The following is a 21,657-nucleotide window of genomic DNA, read 5'->3' as shown; positions in this document are numbered from 1 at the left end:
ACATATTAGTAGCTATTCAACTGATTCTCAATAGCTATCAGAATATTTCAGAAGATAGTGTTCGAGTATATCTTATCGGATTAGTTCTCAGATTATCCACACCACCGTTTGTGTATGTTATAAACATAACTATCTCCCCGAACTACACGATTCTAAACAAACAATAGTTAACAGACCACACAGCGTAGATACAGTCGTATCCACCGCCGGCGGCGAGCGAGAACGCGGCCGCACGCGGACGGATACGAGAGGGGAAATTCAGAATGGCATCAGCAAGCACACCGACACCGACGCCGACGGGGAACGAGCGAATCGCCCGACGCTTCCCGGAGGAAGTCGCGAGCGAGGGGAACATCGGGCTCATCGACGAGATTTGTGCCGAGGACATCCTCGACCACAGCCCGCTCGGAGAGGTTCAGGGGCGCGACGAACTCAAAGCGCAGATTTCGGGGCTCCGAGAGTCCTTTTCGGATTTCTCGGCCACGGTCGAAGACGCGATTACGGAGGGCGACACGGTCGCCATGCGCGTCACGCTCCGCGGGACGCACGACGGCGCGTTCATGGGCATCGAACCCACCGGGAAGACGGTCGAGGTCGGCAACATGGTGTTCAGCCGTATCGAAGACGACATGATAGTCGAGCGGTGGGTCCAACCGGACATGCTCGGCATGCTCACGCAACTCGGCGCTGTCGAACTACCTGAGGCGTGACCTGAACAGAGACCGATACTTTTTGTGCGACGGACGCGCCGCTCAGCGACTGAGAAGGAAGTACGGGCGACCGGGCACCCGCCCGCACTCCACGGACACTGGGGAAAAACTCCCCTGTATACGCAACCCAAGTGCAGGTATGTACCTGCAGTAGACGCCTACAACGTCCTCGGTTAAAACATTTTTCAAGTGTCATATGCGACGTGTGGACAGCAATCACCCCTCGGCGACCGGCGAGTCAGCCGTCGAACGCCGAGAGCCGGCGGCGTTCCTGTGCGAGGATTCGCTCCCAGTAGTCGAACAGGACGCTGTCGAGGTCGTACACGTCGGCGATGCGACGGACCCACTCGTCGTCCGAAAACAGCAGTCGCTGGAAGGTCCGCACGTCGGGGTCGAGTTCGGTCCGCCGGCCGGTGTAGTAGGCGACGGTCTGCTCGCGGGTCCGCTCGACCAACAGCGGCGGGACGAAGATGCCCGACTCGCGGGCGACGTAGGTGAACCACTCTAGATGGAGAATCGCGTCGGCGAGGACGAACCGCTCGGCGAAGCCGTCGACGTACGCCGTCGCGGGGCGACCGTCGACGTACACGTCGTCCGGGCGGGAAAACCGTGGCACCGACAGGTGCGGGAGGTCGTCGGCGTAGCGCTCGGCGACCCGCCGAAGCCGGAAGTCGGCGTAGGCACAGGGGGCCGCGAGGCCGAGTTCGTACCACAGCGGCATCCACTGACAGAACGGGTCGCAGAACACCGCGTCGGCCAGCAGGTCGGCGGCGACAGAACGGGCGAGGTCCGGTGGGAGGTCGGTCCGCCCCGCCCGCATGGCGTCCGTCGCGCGGACCACCCGCGACTCGAAATCGCCGACGCGGAGCCCCATGCCTGCGGCCACGTCGTGGACGTACTCGGCACCGATTCGGTACCAGTCCGCGAAGTCGGCGGGCCGGCGGAGTCGAAGGAGACGCAGAACGGTCACAGGAGAACTACGGACGACGGCGGTTTGGCTCTATCCCCGTGTGGGCGAGGCGAGGACGACACCTACCGTCGGTCGAACGAGAGCGCGAGCGGCGTCGCGTTGGTCAGGTTGTCGCTGACCGGGCAGCGCGATTCCACGGCGGCGAGCCACGCGTCGATGGTCTCTTCGTCGGCGTCCACGTCGGCGGTGACCGCGACGCGAATCTCCTCGTAGCCGGCGCGGCCGTCGTCGCGCTTGCCGATGAACTTCGCGGGGTTCAGGTCGCCCTCGATGGAGATTTCGAGGTCTCGTACGTCGAGGTCCATCTCGCGGGCGACCACGTGCCCCGTGACGTTCAGACAGCCGGCGAGCGCCCCGAGGACGTACTCGACGGGGTTCGGCCCGGCGTTCGCCCCACCGAGCGATTCGGGCTCGTCGACGACGAACTCGAAGCCGCGGGTGGAGACGCGGGTCTCGGTCGGGGAGTCCGCGCGGGCGCTGACGTCGAAGGTGAGTTGTTGGGGTTTCTCTGCGGACATAGCCGTACAGACGTGCACGCGGTCGATAACACCAGTCGGCGGTTCTCAGCCCTCGGGAAGCGTGTTAGCGGCTGTCTGTCCCGGGTTCTATCGCGGCCGAGTCGCGCGCGTCGTCCGCCAGCACGTCGTCGAGTCCCCACTCCGACGCCCTCGCGCGAGCCTCCTCGCGGGCCTCGGACCGAATCTCCTCGATTGCGTCGGCGTCGGCGAGGAACGCTTCGACCGCGCTCTGGTCGCGGCCCTCGTCGCGGCGGGCGGCGGGGGCGGCGTCGACGGTCTGTTCTGCCAACCGCTCGTCGCCGGCGAGGACGCGGGCCGGATCGCCCGGCGGGATGCGGAACGCCTCGACCTCGTGGGCGTCCGCGAGGGCCGCGGTGTCGACGGCGTGGACCGCGGCGCGGGTCGGGCCGGTGACGGCGAACCCCTCCAAGCCGTCGCGGCCGCCGACCTCGCGCTCCGTGTCGTAGGCGAGCACGGGAATCCCGTCTTCGAACGTGACGACGCCGCTGGTGGTCTCGCCGAGGAGGAGCGCGTCTTGCGGCTCGAAGACGACGTAGCCGGTCAGTTCCTCGTCGAGCACCGCCCGAAGGACCGCCGCGGCGTCGTCGACGACGCGCGACCGGCGGAGTTCGCCCCGCGGGATTCTCATATCCGCTCGGGGACGACGGCGCTCTTGAACCGCTCTGCTACGTCGCGGCCGTCGCCGTCGCGCACGTCGAGTCGGGCGGCCGCCTCGCGGAAGGCGTCCGCGGCCGGGTCCTCGGGGGCGTGCGCAAGGAGGGGTTTCCCCTCGCGGCGGGCCGCCCGGACCGCGTCACTCTCGGGAACCGAGGCGAGCGTCTGCCCTCCGAAGTAGCGGCCGGCCTGCTCGGCGATTTTGTCGACGTTCTCGTCGGGTCGCACGCGGTTGAACACCACGCCCGCCGTGTCGGTGCCGTAGGAGTGAGCGTACTCCTGGACTTTCAGCCCGTCGGACAACGACGGCACGGTGGGCTGGAGGACGACGACGATGCGGTCCGCGAGGACGACCGGAAGCACCGCGCTCTTCGAGCCGAGCGCGGCGGGCGAATCAAGGAGGAGCACGTCCGCGTCGGCGGCGAGTTCGGCGACCACGTCCCGGAGGCGACCGGGGTCCGCGGCCTCGAACGCCGCGAGACTCGTCCCGCAGGGGACGACCGACATGCCGAACCGCTCGTAGACCGCGTCGGACACCGCGGCGTCGCGCTCGTCGACGAGTAAGTCGTGGAGCGTCACGTCGGCGTCGTCCAACCCGGCGTGGAACAGCAGGTTTGCCATGCCCGTGTCCGCGTCGATGACGGTCACGTCGTAGTCCTCGGCGAGCGCCATCCCCAGCGCGAGCGTACTCGTCGTCTTCCCCGTGCCGCCCTTCCCGCTGGCGACGGCGAACGCCTCGACCATGCCCCCACGTGTCCGGTGATTTCGCATAAGTGTTCGGAACGGCTGTGGACGCGCGCCGACGAACATCGTGTTAAACGGTGACAAGCATTAATAGTGAGGCCATAATGGTGTAGAACGACCAGCGATGTTCCGAATCGTCATCCAATCGTTCGCTTTCGTCGTCGACGACTCGACGTTCGCGGTGTACGCGACTCTCCTCACCATCGCGTTCATCGTCTATCTGAATCGGTGACTCGGCGGTCAGCGAGACGGTCGGTGAACGAGTTCCGCGGCCCCGACGGAGAGAAAGCGAGACCGAAACCGAGACCGAGACCCGCCAGCGGTCGTTCGATGAGTCGAAAGCGAGACGCGACCGCGGCGACTCAGGCCGCCTCGGCGAGCGCGGCGAGCAGGCGGTCGTTTTCGTCCGGGCGGCGGACGTTGATTCTGACGTGCGAGTCGAGCCGCTGGTAGTCGCGGGCGTCGCGGACGGCGAAGCCGCGACGCCGGGTCTCGTGAAGAACGCGGTCGACGTCGTCGGCGCGGAACAAGACGAGCGTGCTGTCGGCCGGGTGCGGTTCGTACCCGAGTCGGTCCAAGCCCGCGACCACCCGCGGGCGCTCCCGTTCGACCCGGTCCCGCGTGGCTTCGAGGAAGGCGTCCTGTTTGAGACAGAACGTCGCGACCTCCACCGCGGGGGCCGACAACACCCACGTACACCGCGCCCGCGAGAGCCGGTCGCCCAGGTCACCCGTCGCGGCCGCGAACCCCGCGCGGAGCGAGGGGACGCCGAAGACGTTCGTCACCGAGTGGAGGGCGATGACGCCGTCGAGGCCGGCCGTGCTCGGGAGGCGCGTGAAACCGAGGTACGACTCGTCGACGATGACGGGCGTGTCGACCCGGCGGCAGTCGTCGATGAACGCCCGAAGCTCGTCTCGCGGGTAGGCCGTCCCGAGCGGGTTCGCGGGGTAGCTGAGAATCACCGCCGCGTGCTCGTCGGGGTCGACGGTCTCGAGCAGTCGGTCGTGGGGAACGTGGACCGGCTCGCCGCCTTGGAGCCGGATTTCGCGGGCGTACTCGCCGCAGCACGGGGCCGGGAGCGCCACGCTGTCGCCCGGCGAGACTGTCACTCCGACGGCGAGTCGCATCGCCTCGATGACGCCCGCCGCGGGGACGACCTCCTCGGGGTGACAGCCCACGAACTCCGCGGCCGCGACGCGAAACCGAGAGTAGTCGTCCAGCGAGTATCGCCGCGAGGTGGAGAGCGCCGACTCGTAGACGCCGGCGATGCCCGCTGGCCGCTCCGGGTTCGACCCGGTGCTGAAATCGACGAGGGAGTGGTCGGCGGTCCCGCCGTGGGTAACGTGGTCGACATCGGGAACGGAACCGGGATCCATACCAACGTGCTAGCCACCGACTATAATCAAGGCTTCTACGGGAACCATTTAGCTACCACCGTGGATTCCACACCCCACGAGCCGTTTTTTCGGTGGTTCTCAAATCGGAGAGACGGTCGCGCGGTCGTCGGCGACGACGCCGTAACTCGCCTCGTCGACGCCCCGGGGAATCGGGTCGTCGTCGTACCGCGAGTCGAGGCTCGCGAGCACCGCGTCGCGGACGCAGACCCGCGCGGCGTTGCCGACCTCGGTCGCGCTCCCCGAGAACGTCACCGGGTCGCCCGTGGGGTCGCACGCGGCGACCACGGCGTCGGTCGTCGTCCCCGGCGCGCCGCAGCGGTCGAGGAGCGTCGCCGCCTTCGCCTCGGCGGCCACGGCGACGAGGTTCGCGAGCGCACCCGGCTCCAGCGACCGCGTCGTCCCGACGAAGACGTTGACCGTGCCTGTCGGGTCACCGCCGTCGCCGCCGGCCGTCACGTCAGCCGTGTCGGACTCGTCGTCCCATTCGCTCGGGTCGCCGTCTATCGGGAGTTCCGCCGGGTTCGACACGCCCGCAGTGGCGACGACCCCGACCGGGCCGAACCGGGCGCGTCGGGCGTGTTCCTGCCCCACGCCCGTCAGGAGCGTCGGGCCGCGCTCGTCGAAGCCGGCAGACGAGAGTCGACGTTCGACGTACGCGTCGAGGTCCGTCTCGGGCCAGCCCTCGGGGACGGTGACGTTGAACGCGGCGTCGGCCCGCGACTCGCCGCCGGCGTAGCCCGTCGAGAGCCAGCGCGTGTCCGGACGGCTCAGCCGACAGACGCCGTCGCGGCGCGTCGCCTCAAACATCGTCGGCGACGGCGGCGAGCGCCCGGAGCAGTTCGTCGTTCTCGTCGGGGCGTTTCACCGCGACGCGGACGTGCGAGTCGAGCGTCGGAAACGTCGTCGCGTCCCGGACGGCGACGCCGCGGTCGCGGGCGGTCTCGACCATCGCGTCGACGTCGCGGTCGCCGACGTCGAAGAGGAGAAACGGCGCGTCCGACGGGTACACGTCGAAGGCCTCGGACAGCGTCTCGCGGAGTCGTTCGCGCTCGTCCGCGACGCGCTCTCGCGTGCGCGAGACGAACTCTGCGTCGTCCATGCAGTGCGTGCCGACGGCGGCCGCGGGCGTCGAGAGCGACCACGCTCGTCGGGCCACGGCGAGTCGGTCGCTGAGGTCGTCGGTGGCGACGGCGAACCCGGCGCGGATGCCCGGCAGGCCGAACATCTTCGTCAGCGACCGGGCGACGACGACGCCGGGTTCTCCCGCGAGGCTCGGCTCGTCGGTGAAATCGAGGAACGCCTCGTCGACGACGAGGACCGTGTCGGCCTCGCGGCAGCGCGCCGCGAACGCCCGGAGGTCGGCGGCGGGCGCGAGTTCGCCCGTCGGGTTGTTCGGCGTGCAGACGACCGCGACCGCGTGGCCCGCGGGGTCGGCGTCGAGGAGTTCGTCGTGGGCGACGGGAACCGGCTCCGCGCCCTGCAGGCGAATCTCGCGGTCGTACTCCCCGAAACTCGGTTGGGGGACGAGCGCGGTGTCGCCGGGCGACAGCGTCACCTCGAACGCGAGCCGCAGGGCTTCGAGGCCGCCCGCGGTCGGCACGACCGCGTCGGGGACACAGCCGACGTAGTCGCCGGCGGCCGCCCGGAAGTCGCCGTAGTCGTCGTCGGGGTAGCGGGTCGAAGCGTCGAACGCCTCGCGGTACACCGCCTCGACGCCCGCGGGCCGCTCGGGGTTGGTGTTCGCGCTGAAGTCGAGGACGGTCGGGTCGGTGGTCCCGCCGTGGGGGACGCGGCTCCCCGCCCGGACGGACTCAGGGTCCATCGTCGGTATCGGCGTCGGCCGCCGTGGTCTCGACGGCCTCGGGGTCCAACGTCGAGAGCACGTCGAGCGTGGCCGACTCCACGTCGTCGAGGACGCCCATCCGGTCGGCGAGCATGAGCGCGCCGCCCATCCCCGCGCCCTCCTTGGCCTCGCCCGCGGCGTAGCGGTCCAGCGGGTGCGTCTCGAAGCCGGGGTCGGTGACGGTCAACTCGAGGTCGAGCGCCTCGGCGGCGGCGGCCAACTCGGGCACGTCGTCGGCGAGGTACGAAGTGGTGGCGAGGGTCAGGTCGCCGTTCGCGCCGGCGTGGCGGGCGAGCGCGGCGGCCGCGAGCAGTTGCGTCCCGCCGCCGAGCGTCACGTCGATACCGTTTTCGAGCGCGCCGACGGTGAGTCCGGCAACGACCGGAAGCACCGGGTCGCCGAGGTAGCGGGCGGCGCGCCGGGGCTTGTGGGCCGCGAAGCCGGGTTCGACGTCGCTGGCTTCGAACGCCTCGTCGACGACCTCTTCCTTCAGGCTCGTCGGGTTGTCCGGGAGCGACGACGAGACGGGGAACTCCTCGCCGAGCGCGCGGAACACCGCGAGCGCGGTGGTCGTCCCGCCGGGGACGGTCTCGCCGATGACGAGTTCGTCTTCGGGGAGCGCGAGGCCCATCCGCCGGGCCGCCTCGAACGCGCCGGGCGCGGTCGGGACCGGTTCGCTCTCACGGATGTCGCGGCCGGGTCGCGCCCCCACGTCGATGGTCGGTGCGGCGCTCGGCTTGGCGAGACCGGCGTCCACGGTGAGCACGTCGAATCCGGTGAGTTGCTTGACGGCGCGGGTGACGGCCGCGGGCGTCGGACAGCCGGTCGGGCTGATCGGCGTCACCGGCGAGCGGACGGGCTCGCCGTACTCGATGATTTCGGCGTCGGCGCTCGGCGTGTGGCCGACGAGCGAGGGGTCCGCGCCGGCGGCGCTGATACCGGGAATCTTCGCCGTCTCGGTCGTGCCGGCGACGAGGACTACTCGCATCGGTCCTCCGCGAGCGCGATGTCTGTCGGGCGGTTCACGTTGAGTGCGAGTTTGGTGTCTGTGGAGAGGTACATGGTCGAATCGGTGTCTGTGTCTGCGTCGGTGTTGGTGTCGGCGCCGGTGCCGGCGTTCGTCTCGGCGTCGGTCTCGGCAGCTGCGTCCGCGGGGCCGACGACGCCCAGTCCGGTCGGGCAGACGGCGGTCCCCTCGTAGTCGAAGACGAGCGCGTCGTCGACGCTGGCGCCGAGTTCTCGCTTCAGTTCGACGGGGACGCACGCGGTGGCGGCCCCGCCATCGGCGGCCGCGACGACGGCGTCGACGTGTTCGGGAGCTACGAGCGGCAGGTCGGAGACGACGGTGACGGCTGGTCGAGAGACGCGGGCCAGCGCGAATCCGAGGTCGGAGACGTAGCCGTCGCCGGGGGCCTCGATGGGGTCGAGACCGAGGTCGGCGGCGCGGTCGCGGGTGTTCGGCGTGTGCGGCGAGGTGACCGCGCGGACGGTCTCGACGCTCGAATCGCGGAGCGCCGCGGCGACTCGGTCGAGCATGGGCCGCCCGCAGATTTCCACGAGCGGCTTTTCGACCGGCGCGTCGAGGCGGGTGCCGCGGCCGCCGCACATCACGAGAGCGTCCATACCACCACCCCCACGTGGACGGCCGCGGCGCGGGCCAGTTCGTTCGTCGCGCCGAGCAGGTCGCCCGAGACGCCGCCGAGTCGGGCGCGACCCCACGAGCGGACGAGGAGCGCGACGACCGGTCCACAGCAGAGCGCCGCGACGACCGCGGGACCGCCCGTGACCGGCGCGAGCGCGACGACCGGGAGACAGGCCACGGCGACGGCGAGCAGCCCCGAGGGACTGTTCTCGCCGACGAGCGCCGATCCGAGCCCCTCGTGGGCGGGCGCGCCGAGACAGACCAGCGTCGCCATACCGGCTTTCGCGCCGACCTCGGCGGCGAGCGCGATTGCGACGGCGGCCGTGAGGCCGACGCGACCACCCGCGCCTGCGAGTCCGAACGCGCCGAGCGCGAGGACGACGAGCGTCAGGCCGAACGCGAGCAGACCGCCGACCCCCGTCTGAGAGTCCTTCAGGACCGACAGCCGCCGGCCGGCGTCGCCGTGGACGACCGCGGCGTCGCCGAGGTCCGCGAGGCCGTCGGCGTGGGTGACGCCGGTCACGAGGTACAGCGTCACGAGGTACAGCGCGGCCGCGGTCGGAATCGGCAGCGGGAGCAACAGCGGGAGCGCGGCGAGCGCGCCGACGACGTAGCCGACGAGCGGAAACGCCACGGGCGCGCGCCTGAAGGCGTCCCAGTTCGACTCGTCGCCGCCGACGGGGAGGCGGGTGAGGAAGCCGAGCGCGCCGCGGAGCGCGGTCAGAACCACGCGACCACCCCCGCGACGGCGAACGCGGCGAGGCCCGCCCGCGAGACGAGTCGGACGCCCCGCGCGGCCGTCGCCGCGTCGGGTGCCTCGGGACCCCCGTCGAGCAGGTAGTGGCCGGGCTTTTCGAGTCGCGTTTCCAGCAGGACCGCGAGGGTCGCCATCGGCCACCCCGAGTTGGGCGACGACGGGCGGCGCGCCAGCTCGCCGACCCGGGCCACCGTGGCCGGCGCGCCGGCGACGACGGCCAGTAAGACGGCCGAGACGCGCGCCGGGAGCCACATCACCGCGTCGTCGAGGCGGGCCGGAACGCGACCGACCGGCTTGTGTCGGTAGCCGAGCATCGAGTCGAGCGTGTTGACGCCTTTCACCCACGCGGCCGCGCCGACCGCGAGCGGGAGCGACGCGGGCGCGAGGAGCGTAAACGCGAGCAACGGGGCGACGAGCCCGTCGGCGAGGTTCTCCGCGGCGCTCTCGACGGCGGCGCTCCGGATGTCGGCCGCCGAGAGCGACGACGGGTCGCGCCCGGCCAGCGCCCGGAGTTCGTCCCGGGCGGCGTCGAGGTCGGACTCGTCCGCCGTGGCCGAGACGACCGTCTCCGCCGCGTCGAGCAACATGCGAAGGCTCGTGGTCGAAAACAGCGCGAGCGCGGCGACGGCCGCGCCGAGCCACGGCGAGACGAGCGTCGCACCCCACGTCGAGCCCGCGGCGACGCCCGCGGCGAGAGCCGGGAGCGCGACGGCCGCGACCGCGCCGACGAGCGTCGGACGGGCCCACTCGCGGTCGACGGGGGAGACGAGTCGTCCGAACAGCGCGACAGGGTGGATGCGCGCCGGCGGTTCGGCGAACCCTCGGTCCAGCGCCGCGGCGGCGACGACGGCGGCCGCGGCGGTCACGGGCACGGGTCCTCCCCGGTGCGTAGCCTCGCCGCGACCGATTCGAGCGTCGTCTCCCGGAGGTTCACGAACCGGCCGCCGACGCCCTCGACGCCGCCGTCGGAGTCCGGATCGTCGCCGACGTGGACTACCTCGGTCGCCTCGACGCCGAGGCCGCGAGCGGCCGCCTCGAACGCTTGCGGGTGAGGTTTCCGCCAGCCGCAGGCGACGCTCGTCGTGATGTCGTCGAAGCCGCGCCGGTCGAGGTCCGAGCGGATGAGCGTCCGCGCGACGAGTTCGGGAACCGAACAGTTCGAGAGGAGGCCGACCGCGCCGGCCTCGCGGGCAGCCGCGACCGCCTCGACCGCGCCGGGACGGGTGGTCACCTCGGGGTCGAACGCCGTGATGACCGCCCGCCGAGCGGCGTTATCCGGCGAGGCGACGCCCCGAGAGCGAAGCGCCGCGGCGACGTGGGCCGGAAGCGGGACCTCCGCGCCCTCGGGCGCGTCGATGTGGACCTCGCGGTAGGCGTCATCCCAGTCGTCGGGGACGGCGACGCCGTACTCGCGGAGCGCGTCTGCGACCGCCGCGCCGGGGTCTGACGGGTACTCGGCGTCGACGAGCGTACCGAAGAGGTCGAACGTGACTGCCACTAGAATTTCATTGGCGAAACTGTACTTGAATATAGCGAAGCGGGGGTTCAGCTGCGGAGACCAATCGAGTTTCTCGCTGGCCGTCAGCGACGACCCTCGGGACCGTCCCCACGGATGCGTCGCCCCCACCGTTCGAGGACGTACCACCCCCCAGCGAGGAGCACGATACCACTCCCGAGCAAGTACCCCGCGTCGTGGAGGTCAGTGCTCATACCCGCGTATCGGGTTGACAGCGGTGGTTGGGTCACGTGGAAGTACCGCCCGTCGTGCGCGACGAGAACGGTGGTCAGGCGTTCGTGTGTGGTGAGTTCCCCCGTTCGAACGAGTTCACGTAGTCGAGGGGTGGCGGCGGAACCCGCGAGTTCGTCGTAGAACGCGTGTAATGTGACTCGCTCGGCGGTAACTCGTACTGTCCCGCCTTCCTCGTATTCGTGGAGGCGGTAGACCTCACTCACGTCTGAGATGGTGCCGCTAGTCCCGACGACGGCATACCGGTGGTCGACGAGCGACCCGGGGAGCGCTGCTTTCGTCCGAGACCCGTTTGCCGCCTCGCGGAGCGCCGCCCGTTCCGGTCGGTCACCGGGACCGTCGCTGGCGATGAACGCCGCCGACGGCCCCGACGGGTCGACCGTGGTGTCGTCTACGACCACCGCTGCGGCGCCCTCGGCGGAGGCAGACAGCTCTCTCACCTCGTAGGTGTACGTCCTGTCGGGGGTCGTCGCGTCGAGCGCAACGGACCCGCCGATGAGCGCGACTCCAACAGCGACTGCGAGGAGGAGCATCTTGCGGGAGGGCACTACTGGGACCGAACGTGTTGGCGGATAAGTATCTTCTGCGGGAGGGCGTCAGAGACGCCCGCCGCTGCCGAACTGCAGATGCAGACGAACGATATCGCCGGGTGAGGAGTCCAACGACACCGCCGGCGACGACGTCGCTCTCTCCGAGACGCTGGAGACCGGGACGACCGGACCGACGGAAATTGAGCCCGGTACTTCATCCGCAACGACTACGAGGACGTCTTCGAGAGCTAATCGGCTGTCACGCACCGATAGCCGCTACTGGGGAGCACCTCACCAGCGATGGTGAACGTGCTCGCGCGCGTACGAGTCGTACGCTTCTTCGACACGTTCGAACTGGGCTGCCGACAGCGGCGGGAGCGACGCCGCGGCGACGTTGTCGCGGATGTGCGCCGGCGTCTTCGACCCGGGGATGATGGTGCTCACGGCGTCGAACGAGAGAATCCAACGGAGCGTGAACTGCGCGAGCGAGACGCCCTCGGGAACGACCTCCTGTATCGAGTCCGCGGCGGCGAGGCCGTCTTCGAACGGGATTCCGGCGAACGTCTCGCCCACGTCGAACGCCTCGCCGTTTCGGTTGTAGTTCCGGTGGTCGTCCTCGCCGAACTCGGCGTCTTCGGAGAGCGCGCCCGTGAGTAGGCCCGACGCGAGCGGGACGCGGACGATGACGCCGACGTTCCGGCGCTTCGCCTCCCGGAAGAACAGCTCGGCGGGTCGCTGTCGGAGCGGATTGAAGATTATCTGTACCGTCTCCACACCGTCGTACTCGATGGCCTTGAGGGCGTCTTCGACCTTCTCGACGCTCACGCCGTAGTGGTCTATCTTCCCGGCGTCGCGGAGGTCCGAGAGCGCGTCGAACACCTCCGGCTGGTAGTACACGTCTCGCGGCGGGCAGTGGAGTTGGACGAGGTCCAGCGAGTCCACGCGGAGGTTGTCCCGGCTTCGGTCCACGAACCGTTCGAGGTTCTCGCGGTTGTAGCCGTCCGCCTCGTGGGGGTCGAGTCGTCGCCCCGCCTTGGTGGCGACGGTGACGTCGTCATCGCGGTCGGCGAGTACGTCGCCGATTCGACGTTCGCTGTCGCCGTCGCCGTACACGTCGGCGGTGTCGAGGAAGTTGATGCCCGCGTCCAGCGCGGCTTCGATGGCGTCGTACGCCTCTTCGTCGGTCACCGGGCCCCAGCTACCGCCGAGTTGCCACGTACCCAGTGCGACCTCAGAGACGTCGAATCCAGTCGTACCGAGCGGTCGAGAATCCATGGCGTCCGATTTCGGACAGACGGCAGTAAATGACGGGGTCGCGGCGAGATATACGCCGATTGTTCGTGAAGGTTCGGACGAGGGCAGAATCTGACCGCTCTCTCCGATATGAACTCACTCGCAACACGTTGCGTTGCTCGCTGCTCAAATCGGGTCGAGAAGTCCGTCACATTCAACACCGCTCGCTGCGCTCGCGGGTGTTGAAGTTCAGTCCGCTCTCCCCGATTTGAACGGGGGACAAGCCGATCTACAGTCGGCTGCTCTGCCAGGCTGNGTTGAAGTTCAGTCCGCTCTCCCCGATTTGAACGGGGGACAAGCCGATCTACAGTCGGCTGCTCTGCCAGGCTGAGCTAAGAGCGGTCACCGATTGCTATCCGGTCGATGCGTTTAACCATTATCATTCTCGCCGCCGCGTGTGCTGTGTGTCAGACACGTGCGAACATTGATGTGCTGCCGAGATAATCCCGGAGTAATGAGTAAAATCACGTTCCGCGCCGACGACGCCCTCGTCGAGCGCTTGGACCGCCTCGACACCTCGAAAAGCGAGGTGATGCGCGAGGCGCTCCGCCAGTACCTCGACGACTTGGAACGTGACGACGCCGCGGACGACGATACGTCCGACACCGACGGCCTCGACGGCGCGCTCTCGGCGCGGGTCGAGGAACTCGTCGACGAGCGGCTCGACGAACGACTCCCGACGCTCGTCGAGGAAGTGGCGGCGGCCCGCGAGTCCGAGCGTCCGACACCCTCGGACCTGAACGTCAACATCAACGTCGATGGTTCGAACGGCGAATCACGCGTAAACGCGGGTGCAGACCGGGAAGAAACCCCGAATACGGTTCGTAAGACACGGGGCGAACTGGACGCTCCGGAGGCGGACTCTCCCGAGATGAACTGTGGCCAATGTGGCGAATCCGTGGGGCAGGACCACGTGTACTGCCCGAACTGCGGCGAGAAAACCTCTCATCGCGTGTTCTGCGAGTGCGGCGACGAACTCCGTTCCGACTGGGCGTTCTGCCCCGACTGCGGTCGCCGGACGCCCGCAGCCGACGTTCTGGAATGAGCATAACCGGCGATTAAAGCGCCCTATACGGGATATTCAGCGCCGTCTTACAATCGCCGTTACATTTATATTCTATCCCTCTGTGGTGATTATCGCGTAAGACGGTTGTCTTACAGCCACCCGACGGCGGCCCGTATCCCGGCGTCGTCCGTCGGTTTTCGGGTGTAAGACACTCGCACACGAGTGCGGCGCGCCGTCTTACCGGGGGAATGTAAACATGGAGCGTGTGACACTACGAATTCCGAAGCAGCAAATCGAGGAGGTCGAGCGGATGGTCGAGACGGGAGAGTTCCCGAACCGATCCGAAGCCATCCGTTCCGCCGTTCGCGATATGCTCAACGAACAGACTACTGACAAGCGACAGCGCGAATCTACCAGCAAGCGCGGCTGGGCAAAGGTGTAATTATGCAGGATATCGTTCGCGAGGCGATGGAACGGGACGAGGCCGAGCGCAAGACGCAGTCGTCGCTCGAAGACAGCGACGACCAGTTCGGTGACCCGCGAATCGTCATCGTCGGCGCTGGTGGTGCCGGCAACAACACCATCAACCGCCTGTACAACATCGGTGTCGAGGGGGCCGACACGGTCGCCATCAACACCGACAAGCAGCACCTGAAGATGATCGAAGCGGACACGAAAATCCTCGTCGGGAAGTCCCTGACGCAGGGTCTCGGCGCCGGTGGTGACCCGTCGATGGGTGAGCGCGCGACCGAGATGGCACAGGGCACGATCAAAGACGTGCTCGGCGACGCCGACCTCGTGTTCGTCACCGCAGGGATGGGCGGTGGCACCGGAACCGGTGCGGCCCCCGTCGTCGCGAAAATCGCAAAGGAGCAGGGCGCAATCGTCGTGGGCATGGTCTCGACCCCGTTCAACGTCGAGCGCGCCCGCACGGTCAAGGCCGAGGAGGGACTCGAAAACCTCCGCAACGAGGCCGACTCCATCATCGTGCTGGACAACAACCGCCTCCTCGATTACGTCCCGAACCTGCCCATCGGCAAGGCGTTCTCGGTCATGGACCAGATTATCGCCGAGACTGTCAAGGGCATCTCGGAGACGATTACCCAACCGTCGCTCATCAACCTCGACTACGCCGACATGTCGACCATCATGAATCAGGGCGGCGTCGCGGTGATGCTCGTCGGCGAGACCCAGGACAAGAACAAGACCCAAGAAGTGGTCAACGACGCGATGAACCACCCGCTTCTCGACGTGGACTACCGCGGTGCGTCCGGCGGTCTCGTCCACATCACGGGCGGCCCCGACCTCACGCTGAAGGAGGCCGAGGGAATCGCGAGCAACATCACCGAACGGCTGGAAGCCGCCGCGAACGTCATCTGGGGCGCTCGCATTCAGGACGAGTACAAGGGGAAAGTCCGCGTCATGGCCATCATGACGGGCGTCCAGTCCGCGCAGGTCCTCGGCCCGACGACGCAGAAGCAGGCCGATAAGTCGCGTCAGAGCATCCAGTCGCGCGAGTCGCAGCAACAACAGCACTCGGGTTCAAGCTCGGAGTTCGATAGCTCGGAACGAGCCCAGACGGCGCAGAGCGGCACGTGGTCCGACGGCGGCCGCGACGAAGTCGAGAAGAACAACGGTCTCGACGTCATCCGGTAACGCCCTGTCTGACCCGTGCGGACGCCGCCGCGCCCGTCGGGTACACTCGTGGGTTCTTTTTCGCTGACGCGGTTCTCCGACCGTGAGTGTCGACGACGGCTCGGTCGGTGTGACCTCACCCGTCGCTGTCTGACTGTCCGACTCGTAAGACACGACGAAAAACCGGCGTTCCGGACCGCTCAGACCGCTTCTATGGACTCGATGAGCCGGCACTTCCGACAGACGTCGCCGGCGGTCTTCGACCCGCAGCGCTCGCAGTCGTTGAGGTCGACGCGGCCCTCGCCGCGGTACTCGCGGGCGGTCAGTTCGGCCAACTCCTCGTAGCCGGCCATGATGGAGTGACGGGTACCGGGGTGGTTCTCTTCGAGTTTCAACAGCAACTGCTGAATCTCGCCGCGGTAGGCCTCCGAGGAGTGGGGGCACTCGGTGATGTGCGCCGGGAGGTCCTTCAGGTGGGCGTAGAGCGCGACTTCCTTTTCGGGCACGTCGCGCAACGGCTTGGCCCGCGGGATGAACTCGCCGGCGTCGCGGCGCTTTTCGAAGTCGCCGATGCTGGCGTCGAAGTGCTTTGCGACCTGCTTGAGGTCGCCCTCGAAGAAGTTCATGAGCGCCGTCTGCGCCTCGTCGTCGAGGTTGTGTCCCGTGAGCAGTTTGTCCGCCCCGAGCTCGTCGGCGAAGCGTTCGAGCAGGTCGCGACGGAACACCCCGCAGTAGGCGCAGGCGGCCATGTTCTCGGGGTCCTTTTCGACCACGTCGTCCATCTGGACGCCGAACTCGTCTTCGTAGGTGACCAGTTCGTGGTGGATGTCGAGGTCTTCCGCGAGTTCGACGCAGGCGTCGACGGACTTGTCGCGGTAGCCCTCGATGCCCTCGTGGATGGTGAGGGCGACGAGTTCGATGCGGGGGTCGCGCCCGAACGTGTCGTCGAGGATGTGTGTGAGGACGACGCTGTCCTTGCCGCCGGAGAGTCCGATAACCCACGTCTGAGGGTTCTCCGGGCTGGCGTCGCGGGGCAGCATGTTGTCCTCGCGAATGCGGCGGCGCACGCGTTTCTCGACCGAGGCGCAAAAGTGGTCTTCGCAGAGGTGGGCCCCGGAGTAGGCCGCGTGCATCACCGCGTCGCGGCCGCACTTGTCGCACTCCATTGCCGGTCGCTTGCCCGGCGGGAGGGATACGGGTTTCGCCTCGGGGCGGGCGTCGCTCGCTCGACCGACGTCTCCGTCGGACGCGGTCGCAACCGGTTTGACCCTCCGAACCCCACGGACAGTCGATGGACAGAGACGCCGCCCTCGACCGAGTCGACGCCGTCGTCGACGCCGTCGAGTCCGAGACGCTCCCCGTCCCGGTCCGCGAGGTGTGGGTCTACGGCGACGTGGCGCTCGGCCTCGACCCCCTCGACCGACTCGACGTGTACGTGACGAAAGACATCCTCCTCCGCGGCGACCCCGACGCGGCCGAGGCGTTCGAGCGGTCCCACGGCGTGAAGGGCGTCGGCAAGAGCGTCCGCGCCGAGTGGGCGCGCGAGCACCCCGACCTGTTGCGAGCCAACTCGAACGGCTACGCGGCCCCCGAGAAATGTCTCGCCGCTCACCTGCTCCCCGACGACGACGAACCGGTCCACCTCGAAGTGTGCAACGCCTCGTTCGAGGACAACGTCACCCAGCGGCTGAAGGGCGCAGTCGCCCGCGAGGCCTACGAGCAGATTCTCGACCCCCGCGGCGTCTGCCTCTACGCCGACGGTCAGCGCTCGCCCGACGCGATGTCGAAGCTCCGAAACAGCGAGTTCGCCTTCCCGACGCTCTCGGGCGCGCTGGAGATGCTCGGACTGGAAGGCGACGAGGCCGAGACGGCCGTCGAGGCGATGCGAGCCTACCGGGCCGAGCAGACCGGCACGTCGGTCCGCGGCGACGTGGTCTGAGGGCGGAGCCGAGCCGGGCCGACCGGCTACCAGTCGCGGGTGTCGTCGCGGCCGCGGTCGCCGGTGCGCTCGGAGCCCCAGCCAGAGCCGTCATCCCGGTCGCCCTCGTTCGGGCGGCGGTCGGTCCCTCGACCGTGTTTTTCGTTGTACCGCATCCCCTCGTCGCGGGCGCGGCGCTCCGCCTCCTCGCGGCTCATCGTCGGTAAGTCGCTCGTCTCGCCTTGAATCGCGGCGTAGAGGGCGACTGCGGCGGCGATGCTGAGGAGGACGAAGAGGAAGAACACGAGACCACCGGCGGGCATGTGCGTACTCGCGGGCGCGGAACAGGAAATCGTTTTGGAGGTGGTTTTTTCACTGGCGTAGTTCAACTACTCAACATGAGCCCTCCACCAAGTGCCGACCGCGACGGCTGCCCGAAGTGTGGCCACTCCGAGACCGAAATCGACTCCATCGCGACCTCCGGCACCGGTCTCTCGAAGATGTTCGATATCCAGAACCGCCAGTTCACCGTCGTCTCGTGTGCGAACTGCGGCTACTCCGAGCTCTACCGCGGTCAGTCGAGCGGGAACTTCGTCGACCTGTTCCTCGGCTAACTACCGGTCGAACCCGGCTACGACCCCGCGCCGCCGTCCTCTGACATCCATTTTTCTCCCCACTCGGAGATGTCGTCGAACGCCGGAAGCAGCTCCTCGCCCTTCTGGGTGAGCGAGTAGTACACCGCGATTGGACTGCCATCTTCGACCTCCCGCTCGACGTACCCTAGCTCTTGGAGGTCGTCCAACACGCGCGAGAGCGTCTGGGAGTTCGCGCCGCTCGCGCGCTTGAGTTCGTTGAACCGGAGGTCGCCCTCGCGCAGCACGTGGATGACCGTCATCCGCCACCGCGACCCGATTTCTTCGAGCGTCTTGATGACCGGACACTGTTCGTACTTCGTTTCGAGGTTCTGGTGCGGTGACATCGGCGTGACCTACTCACACCGAGGTTCGCTTAGCTATATTAAACTCACTCTCTTTGACCAAGTATGACGATGTGACCGCATCGTCGCGACGAGCCGGACGACGAACACGACTCACGACACTATATCACGCCATCATGAACGTACTTCTCCTCGGTGCGAGCGGACGAATCGGCACCCGAATCGCCAACGAACTCCTGAACCGCGGCCACGCGGTGACCGGCGTCTCCCGAAGCGGCGCGGTCGACGGCGTCGACGACCCCGACTTCTCGGCGGTCGCCGGCGACGCGACCGACGCCGACCAAATCGCGCGACTCGCCGCGGGCCACGACGCGGTCGTCTCCGCGCTCGGCCCGAGCGACGACGAGTCGCCCGAGGTCCTCGTCGAGATGCTCGACGCCGTGGTCGACGGGATGCGCCGCGCCTCGGTCGACCGCCTCGTCTGGACCGGCGGCGCGGGCATCCTGAACGTCGGCCCCGACACGCGGCTCATCGACTCGCCGGAGTTCCCCGACGAGTGGAAGCCAGTCGCCAGCGCCGCCATCGAAGCGTACGGCCTACTGGAAGACGCCGACGACCTGCGGTGGACCTACGTCGCGCCCGCGGCGTTCATCGAACCCGGCGATCGAACCGGCGAGTTCCGGACCGCGCTCGGCGAACTCGTCGCCGACGAAGACGGCGAGAGCCGCATCTCCATGGAGGACTTCGCAATCGCGTTCGCGGACGAACTGGAGAGTGGCGACGCGGTCCACGAACAGCTCGCGGTCGGCTACTGAACAGATAACCGCTTTTTCGGCCGTCGAGCCGGGTCGCGTTGAATCGGTCGCGACTCCGACCCGACTACACCCGGCCCGTCGTCACGTCGAACGGGACGACCTCGGCCCGGCGGTACTCCTCGTCTCGAATCTGCTGGACGACTTCGCGCCCCATCTCCCGCCACTTCCGGCGGACGGACTCGTACGAGTCACCGTCGAGCCCGCGGCGGAGGTCGGCCTCGTGGCGGTCCAGCCCCTCGCCGGTCGCTTTCTTGGCCGCGCTCCGAACATCGTGTTCGTCGTACGGCGGTTCGGTCAGTTTCCGGTGGTGGTACCGGCGAGTCCCGACGACCGAGAGGCCGGCGTCGTCGAACAGCCCGCGGACGCGGTTGCCGAGCGCCACGTCGGTCGCCACGCCGTCGCGGAAGGCGTCTCTGACGCGGCGGTCCAGTGCCGCCTCGGCCTCGACGGTCGAATCGACGCCGACGGCGGCGTTGTCGGGTTCGACCGTCGCCACGAGGTCCGACGAGACGCGGGCGAACTCCGCGAGCGCGGCCGTCGGGTCGGGGAGGTTCACGAGGAGCGCCTGACAGACGACCAAATCGAAGCTGTCGGCGGCGAAGGGAAGCCGAGTCGCGTCGCCGGCGACCGCCTCGATATCGCTGTCGCGGTCGCTGGCGACAGAAAGCAAGTCAGTGTCGGCATCGACGCCGACGACGCGGGCCTCCGAGGCCTCCGCGAGGACGCGCGTGAACTCGCCGGTCCCGCAGCCCACGTCGAGGATGCGGGCCCGGCCGCCGAGGTCGAGGTCGGCGAGGGCCGCGCGGGAGTCGTCCCACATACCCGCTCGCGTCCGCCGGAGGTACGATTCCGAGAAACGTCGCACACGCGGTGTCGGGCGCGGCGACCCAAAAAACAGTCGAAACAGTCGATACGGGGGCTCAGCGGCCCGCCGCCTGAACGCTCACTCCGCGTCTGCGCGGAGTTCGCGGACGCGGTCGATGTTCCACGCGAAGCCCTTGCCGTCCTCGGTGGGCGTCTCCAAGACGAGCGGCACGTCGTTGTCGACGATGGCGTCGTGGTTGATGAACGCGCGCATGCCCTCCTCGCCGATGAGTCCCTCGCCGATGAGGGCGTGTTCGTCCTTGTTCGTCCCGCACTCGTGTTTCGAGTCGTTGAGGTGGACGCACTTGAGGTGCTCCAGACCGACCTCGGCGTCGAGTTCCTCGAACGTCTCGTCGACGCCCGCCGCCGTCGAGAGGTCGTAGCCCGCGGCGAACGCGTGGGCCGTGTCGAGACAGACGTCGAGGTCCTGTTCGGACTCCTCGAGGACGTAGCCGAGGTGGGCGAAGTCGTCGCCCATCTTCGTGCCCGACCCCGCGTCGGACTCGATGAGGACGGTGACGCCGTCGGGGATGTCGAGGTCGTCGAGGACGGAGATGGCGTTGTCGAGGCCCTGCTGTTCACCCGCGCCGGTGTGGGCTCCGAGGTGGACGTTCACGTACTCGATGCCGAGTTTGTCGGCCATATCGACCTCCGTCTGCATCGAGTCCAGCGACTTCTGTCGGAGGCCGTCTTTGGGCGTACAGAGGTTGACGAGGTACGACGAGTGGATGACCCACGGCCCCGACAGTTCGTCGGCGGTCTCCTCGCGGAACAGTTCGGCCTCCTCGTCGGAGATGTCGGGGTCGCGCCACACCTGCGGCGAGGTGGTGAAAATCTGCCCGCAGTTGCCGCCGAAGGCGACCTGCCGGAAGACGGCGTTGGCGACGTTACCGTGCGGTGGGGTCTCGTCGTCGGAAGAGACCTTCGAACTGGACATCGAGACGTGTGCGCCGACGTGCATGCAGAGTCCGACGGCGTACCCGAACAAAGGGACTTCGGAGTCGGCGGAGTCGGGCGAAGACAGAACGGCTATCGTTCACGCGGCGAATCACGTCACATGACTGGACTTTCCGTCGGGACGACGGCCCCCGACGTGGCGCAGACGCTCGTCGCGCCTGACGGGGACGTGAGCGAGCGCAGCCTCTCGGACCTCGTCGCCGACAAGCCCGTCCTCCTCTGTTTCTACACCGCCGACTTCAGCCCCGACTGCACCGAGGAGTGGTGCGCCCTCCGCGACTTCGACTGGTTCACGAGCGGGAACGCGGTCCGCGTCGTCGGGTCGAGCAAGTCGGGCGTCGGGATGCACCGCCGCTTTATCGACCGGTACGGCCTGCTGTTCCCGCTGTACGCCGACACCGACCTCGAACTCGCCGCGGCGTTCGACGTCGTCTACCGGACCTTCGGCGTCTCGAAGCGCTCCCGACGCTCGTGTTTCCTCATCGACGAGAACCTGACCGTCCGCTACCGCTGGCTGGGCGATCACTGGCTCGACCCCACCCGCGACGTGCCGCCCCTGACGGAGGTCTACGAGGGCGTCACCGAAGCTCTCGACCTCGACGAACCGGAGACGTTCGGCTTCTGAGTCGAGGTCGGCCGCACGACTCGGCGCACGGTTCTCGACCACCCTGTGTTCGGCCGCTCTGTTCTCAGTCGCCC

General features: G+C 68.2%; 27 protein-coding genes and 2 tRNA genes. 8 read left to right on the top strand and 21 right to left on the bottom strand.

Features of this window, described 5'->3' with window-relative positions; genetic code table 11:
* Positions 1-263 precede the first annotated feature (263 nt).
* Positions 264-710, top strand: a complete 447-nt coding sequence (locus tag C457_RS03120) for an ester cyclase (RefSeq protein WP_008091894.1) — start codon at positions 264-266, stop codon at positions 708-710.
* 238 nt (positions 711-948) lie between these two features.
* Here the strand turns inward: C457_RS03120 and C457_RS03115 are convergent, their stop codons facing one another.
* From C457_RS03115 to C457_RS03045, 16 genes are all read right to left on the bottom strand, one after another.
* Positions 949-1,680 carry a hypothetical protein gene (locus C457_RS03115; protein ID WP_008091893.1) on the bottom strand — a complete coding sequence of 244 codons (732 nt, stop codon included), beginning with the start codon at positions 1,678-1,680 and terminating at the stop codon, positions 949-951.
* A gap of 62 nt (positions 1,681-1,742) precedes the next feature.
* Positions 1,743-2,198, bottom strand: coding sequence for an OsmC family protein (locus C457_RS03110; RefSeq protein WP_008091892.1), 456 nt, complete (start codon positions 2,196-2,198; stop codon positions 1,743-1,745).
* Between the two features lie 64 nt (positions 2,199-2,262).
* Entirely contained in the window at positions 2,263-2,847 is a 585-nt protein-coding gene (locus tag C457_RS03105) for a hypothetical protein (protein WP_008091891.1), read from the bottom strand.
* On the bottom strand, positions 2,844-3,617 hold the full coding sequence (locus C457_RS03100; protein WP_008091890.1) for a nucleotide-binding protein: 774 nt from the start codon (positions 3,615-3,617) through the stop codon (positions 2,844-2,846). The genes C457_RS03105 and C457_RS03100 overlap by 4 nt, the downstream gene beginning before the upstream one ends.
* Before the next feature lie 362 nt (positions 3,618-3,979).
* The gene (locus tag C457_RS03095) at positions 3,980-4,993 is read right to left on the bottom strand and encodes a pyridoxal phosphate-dependent aminotransferase (protein ID WP_008091888.1); all 1,014 of its coding nucleotides are present in this window, start codon (positions 4,991-4,993) and stop codon (positions 3,980-3,982) included.
* A 99-nt stretch (positions 4,994-5,092) separates the two neighbouring features.
* Positions 5,093-5,821, bottom strand: coding sequence for an adenosylcobinamide amidohydrolase (locus C457_RS03090; RefSeq protein WP_008091886.1), 729 nt, complete (start codon positions 5,819-5,821; stop codon positions 5,093-5,095).
* Positions 5,814-6,836 (bottom strand): threonine-phosphate decarboxylase CobD, encoded by a 1,023-nt coding sequence (gene cobD, locus C457_RS03085; RefSeq protein ID WP_008091884.1) that lies wholly within the window; start codon positions 6,834-6,836, stop codon positions 5,814-5,816. The genes C457_RS03090 and cobD overlap by 8 nt, the downstream gene beginning before the upstream one ends.
* Positions 6,826-7,845, bottom strand: coding sequence for a nicotinate-nucleotide--dimethylbenzimidazole phosphoribosyltransferase (locus C457_RS03080; protein WP_008091882.1), 1,020 nt, complete (start codon positions 7,843-7,845; stop codon positions 6,826-6,828). Before C457_RS03080 ends, cobD begins: the two co-directional genes overlap by 11 nt.
* A complete protein-coding gene (locus tag C457_RS03075; protein ID WP_008091880.1) occupies positions 7,836-8,480 on the bottom strand; it encodes an NTP transferase domain-containing protein in 645 nt (214 codons plus the stop codon). The genes C457_RS03080 and C457_RS03075 overlap by 10 nt, the downstream gene beginning before the upstream one ends.
* On the bottom strand, positions 8,465-9,229 hold the full coding sequence (cobS, locus tag C457_RS03070) for an adenosylcobinamide-GDP ribazoletransferase (protein WP_008091878.1): 765 nt from the start codon (positions 9,227-9,229) through the stop codon (positions 8,465-8,467). Before cobS ends, C457_RS03075 begins: the two co-directional genes overlap by 16 nt.
* Positions 9,220-10,128, bottom strand: coding sequence for a CobD/CbiB family cobalamin biosynthesis protein (locus tag C457_RS03065; RefSeq protein WP_008091877.1), 909 nt, complete (start codon positions 10,126-10,128; stop codon positions 9,220-9,222). Before C457_RS03065 ends, cobS begins: the two co-directional genes overlap by 10 nt.
* Entirely contained in the window at positions 10,119-10,754 is a 636-nt protein-coding gene (locus tag C457_RS03060; protein ID WP_008091876.1) for an HAD family hydrolase, read from the bottom strand. Before C457_RS03060 ends, C457_RS03065 begins: the two co-directional genes overlap by 10 nt.
* An 83-nt stretch (positions 10,755-10,837) precedes the next feature.
* Positions 10,838-11,551: a hypothetical protein gene (locus C457_RS03055; RefSeq protein ID WP_152419968.1), complete on the bottom strand. Its 714-nt coding sequence runs from the start codon at positions 11,549-11,551 to the stop codon at positions 10,838-10,840.
* A 273-nt stretch (positions 11,552-11,824) separates the two neighbouring features.
* Positions 11,825-12,808 carry an aldo/keto reductase gene (locus tag C457_RS03050; RefSeq protein WP_008091874.1) on the bottom strand — a complete coding sequence of 328 codons (984 nt, stop codon included), beginning with the start codon at positions 12,806-12,808 and terminating at the stop codon, positions 11,825-11,827.
* Between the two features lie 211 nt (positions 12,809-13,019).
* Positions 13,020-13,089 (bottom strand) — tRNA-Tyr (locus C457_RS19950).
* A 5-nt stretch (positions 13,090-13,094) separates the two neighbouring features.
* Positions 13,095-13,168 (bottom strand) — tRNA-Tyr (locus tag C457_RS03045).
* Positions 13,169-13,280: 112 nt separating this feature from the next.
* On the opposite strand from C457_RS03045, the gene C457_RS03040 reads away from it, so the two are divergent.
* From C457_RS03040 to ftsZ, 3 genes are all read left to right on the top strand, one after another.
* A complete protein-coding gene (locus C457_RS03040; RefSeq protein ID WP_008091873.1) occupies positions 13,281-13,871 on the top strand; it encodes a double zinc ribbon domain-containing protein in 591 nt (196 codons plus the stop codon).
* Between the two features lie 217 nt (positions 13,872-14,088).
* Positions 14,089-14,274, top strand: coding sequence for a ribbon-helix-helix domain-containing protein (locus C457_RS03035; RefSeq protein WP_004973176.1), 186 nt, complete (start codon positions 14,089-14,091; stop codon positions 14,272-14,274).
* Between the two features lie 2 nt (positions 14,275-14,276).
* On the top strand, positions 14,277-15,488 hold the full coding sequence (ftsZ, locus tag C457_RS03030; protein WP_008091869.1) for a cell division protein FtsZ: 1,212 nt from the start codon (positions 14,277-14,279) through the stop codon (positions 15,486-15,488).
* Positions 15,489-15,667: 179 nt separating this feature from the next.
* On the opposite strand, the gene ncsA is transcribed toward ftsZ, so the two are convergent.
* A complete protein-coding gene (gene ncsA, locus C457_RS03025) occupies positions 15,668-16,633 on the bottom strand; it encodes a tRNA 2-thiolation protein NcsA (RefSeq protein ID WP_004973180.1) in 966 nt (321 codons plus the stop codon).
* A gap of 125 nt (positions 16,634-16,758) precedes the next feature.
* Between ncsA and C457_RS03020 the strand changes: the two genes are divergently transcribed.
* On the top strand, positions 16,759-17,406 hold the full coding sequence (locus C457_RS03020) for a DUF7095 family protein (protein WP_008091867.1): 648 nt from the start codon (positions 16,759-16,761) through the stop codon (positions 17,404-17,406).
* Between the two features lie 26 nt (positions 17,407-17,432).
* Here the strand turns inward: C457_RS03020 and C457_RS03015 are convergent, their stop codons facing one another.
* A complete protein-coding gene (locus C457_RS03015) occupies positions 17,433-17,708 on the bottom strand; it encodes a hypothetical protein (RefSeq protein WP_008091865.1) in 276 nt (91 codons plus the stop codon).
* A 75-nt stretch (positions 17,709-17,783) separates the two neighbouring features.
* Between C457_RS03015 and C457_RS03010 the strand changes: the two genes are divergently transcribed.
* Positions 17,784-17,999 carry a zinc ribbon domain-containing protein gene (locus C457_RS03010; protein ID WP_004973188.1) on the top strand — a complete coding sequence of 72 codons (216 nt, stop codon included), beginning with the start codon at positions 17,784-17,786 and terminating at the stop codon, positions 17,997-17,999.
* Between the two features lie 17 nt (positions 18,000-18,016).
* On the opposite strand, the gene C457_RS03005 is transcribed toward C457_RS03010, so the two are convergent.
* Positions 18,017-18,364 carry a winged helix-turn-helix transcriptional regulator gene (locus C457_RS03005; RefSeq protein WP_008091862.1) on the bottom strand — a complete coding sequence of 116 codons (348 nt, stop codon included), beginning with the start codon at positions 18,362-18,364 and terminating at the stop codon, positions 18,017-18,019.
* A gap of 134 nt (positions 18,365-18,498) precedes the next feature.
* Here C457_RS03005 and C457_RS03000 point away from each other — a divergent pair, with 134 nt between their 5' ends.
* The gene (locus tag C457_RS03000; protein ID WP_008091861.1) at positions 18,499-19,137 is read left to right on the top strand and encodes an NAD(P)-dependent oxidoreductase; all 639 of its coding nucleotides are present in this window, start codon (positions 18,499-18,501) and stop codon (positions 19,135-19,137) included.
* A gap of 64 nt (positions 19,138-19,201) precedes the next feature.
* Here C457_RS03000 and C457_RS02995 read toward each other — a convergent pair whose 3' ends face one another.
* Both C457_RS02995 and C457_RS02990 read right to left on the bottom strand, forming a co-directional pair.
* A complete protein-coding gene (locus C457_RS02995) occupies positions 19,202-20,002 on the bottom strand; it encodes a class I SAM-dependent methyltransferase (RefSeq protein WP_193363431.1) in 801 nt (266 codons plus the stop codon).
* A gap of 78 nt (positions 20,003-20,080) precedes the next feature.
* Complete coding sequence (locus C457_RS02990; protein WP_008091859.1) at positions 20,081-20,962, bottom strand: deoxyribonuclease IV; 882 nt, start codon at positions 20,960-20,962, stop codon at positions 20,081-20,083.
* Between the two features lie 96 nt (positions 20,963-21,058).
* Here C457_RS02990 and C457_RS02985 point away from each other — a divergent pair, with 96 nt between their 5' ends.
* Positions 21,059-21,583: a redoxin domain-containing protein gene (locus tag C457_RS02985; RefSeq protein WP_008091858.1), complete on the top strand. Its 525-nt coding sequence runs from the start codon at positions 21,059-21,061 to the stop codon at positions 21,581-21,583.
* Positions 21,584-21,657 lie beyond the last annotated feature (74 nt).

The organism is Haloferax prahovense DSM 18310, assembly GCF_000336815.1.
In the GTDB taxonomy this organism is placed as follows: Archaea; Halobacteriota; Halobacteria; order Halobacteriales; family Haloferacaceae; genus Haloferax; species Haloferax prahovense.
The sequence above is the reverse complement of the archived record's forward strand: the minus strand, read 5'-3'. Positions and strand labels throughout refer to the sequence as shown.

What these genes read in the sequence shown, in the direction of transcription:
- C457_RS03120 (WP_008091894.1), top strand. Translation starts at nt 264, where the DNA reads ATGGCATCAGCAAGCACACCGACACCGACGCCGACGGGGAACGAGCGA.
- C457_RS03110 (WP_008091892.1), bottom strand. Translation starts at nt 2,198, where the DNA reads ATGTCCGCAGAGAAACCCCAACAACTCACCTTCGACGTCAGCGCCCGC.
- C457_RS03105 (WP_008091891.1), bottom strand. Translation starts at nt 2,847, where the DNA reads ATGAGAATCCCGCGGGGCGAACTCCGCCGGTCGCGCGTCGTCGACGAC.
- C457_RS03100 (WP_008091890.1), bottom strand. Translation starts at nt 3,617, where the DNA reads ATGGTCGAGGCGTTCGCCGTCGCCAGCGGGAAGGGCGGCACGGGGAAG.
- C457_RS03095 (WP_008091888.1), bottom strand. Translation starts at nt 4,993, where the DNA reads ATGGATCCCGGTTCCGTTCCCGATGTCGACCACGTTACCCACGGCGGG.
- C457_RS03090 (WP_008091886.1), bottom strand. Translation starts at nt 5,821, where the DNA reads ATGTTTGAGGCGACGCGCCGCGACGGCGTCTGTCGGCTGAGCCGTCCG.
- cobD (WP_008091884.1), bottom strand. Translation starts at nt 6,836, where the DNA reads ATGGACCCTGAGTCCGTCCGGGCGGGGAGCCGCGTCCCCCACGGCGGG.
- C457_RS03080 (WP_008091882.1), bottom strand. Translation starts at nt 7,845, where the DNA reads ATGCGAGTAGTCCTCGTCGCCGGCACGACCGAGACGGCGAAGATTCCC.
- C457_RS03075 (WP_008091880.1), bottom strand. Translation starts at nt 8,480, where the DNA reads ATGGACGCTCTCGTGATGTGCGGCGGCCGCGGCACCCGCCTCGACGCG.
- C457_RS03050 (WP_008091874.1), bottom strand. Translation starts at nt 12,808, where the DNA reads ATGGATTCTCGACCGCTCGGTACGACTGGATTCGACGTCTCTGAGGTC.
- C457_RS03040 (WP_008091873.1), top strand. Translation starts at nt 13,281, where the DNA reads ATGAGTAAAATCACGTTCCGCGCCGACGACGCCCTCGTCGAGCGCTTG.
- C457_RS03035 (WP_004973176.1), top strand. Translation starts at nt 14,089, where the DNA reads ATGGAGCGTGTGACACTACGAATTCCGAAGCAGCAAATCGAGGAGGTC.
- ftsZ (WP_008091869.1), top strand. Translation starts at nt 14,277, where the DNA reads ATGCAGGATATCGTTCGCGAGGCGATGGAACGGGACGAGGCCGAGCGC.
- ncsA (WP_004973180.1), bottom strand. Translation starts at nt 16,633, where the DNA reads ATGGAGTGCGACAAGTGCGGCCGCGACGCGGTGATGCACGCGGCCTAC.
- C457_RS03020 (WP_008091867.1), top strand. Translation starts at nt 16,759, where the DNA reads ATGGACAGAGACGCCGCCCTCGACCGAGTCGACGCCGTCGTCGACGCC.
- C457_RS03015 (WP_008091865.1), bottom strand. Translation starts at nt 17,708, where the DNA reads ATGCCCGCCGGTGGTCTCGTGTTCTTCCTCTTCGTCCTCCTCAGCATC.
- C457_RS03010 (WP_004973188.1), top strand. Translation starts at nt 17,784, where the DNA reads ATGAGCCCTCCACCAAGTGCCGACCGCGACGGCTGCCCGAAGTGTGGC.
- C457_RS03005 (WP_008091862.1), bottom strand. Translation starts at nt 18,364, where the DNA reads ATGTCACCGCACCAGAACCTCGAAACGAAGTACGAACAGTGTCCGGTC.
- C457_RS03000 (WP_008091861.1), top strand. Translation starts at nt 18,499, where the DNA reads ATGAACGTACTTCTCCTCGGTGCGAGCGGACGAATCGGCACCCGAATC.
- C457_RS02990 (WP_008091859.1), bottom strand. Translation starts at nt 20,962, where the DNA reads ATGCACGTCGGCGCACACGTCTCGATGTCCAGTTCGAAGGTCTCTTCC.
- C457_RS02985 (WP_008091858.1), top strand. Translation starts at nt 21,059, where the DNA reads ATGACTGGACTTTCCGTCGGGACGACGGCCCCCGACGTGGCGCAGACG.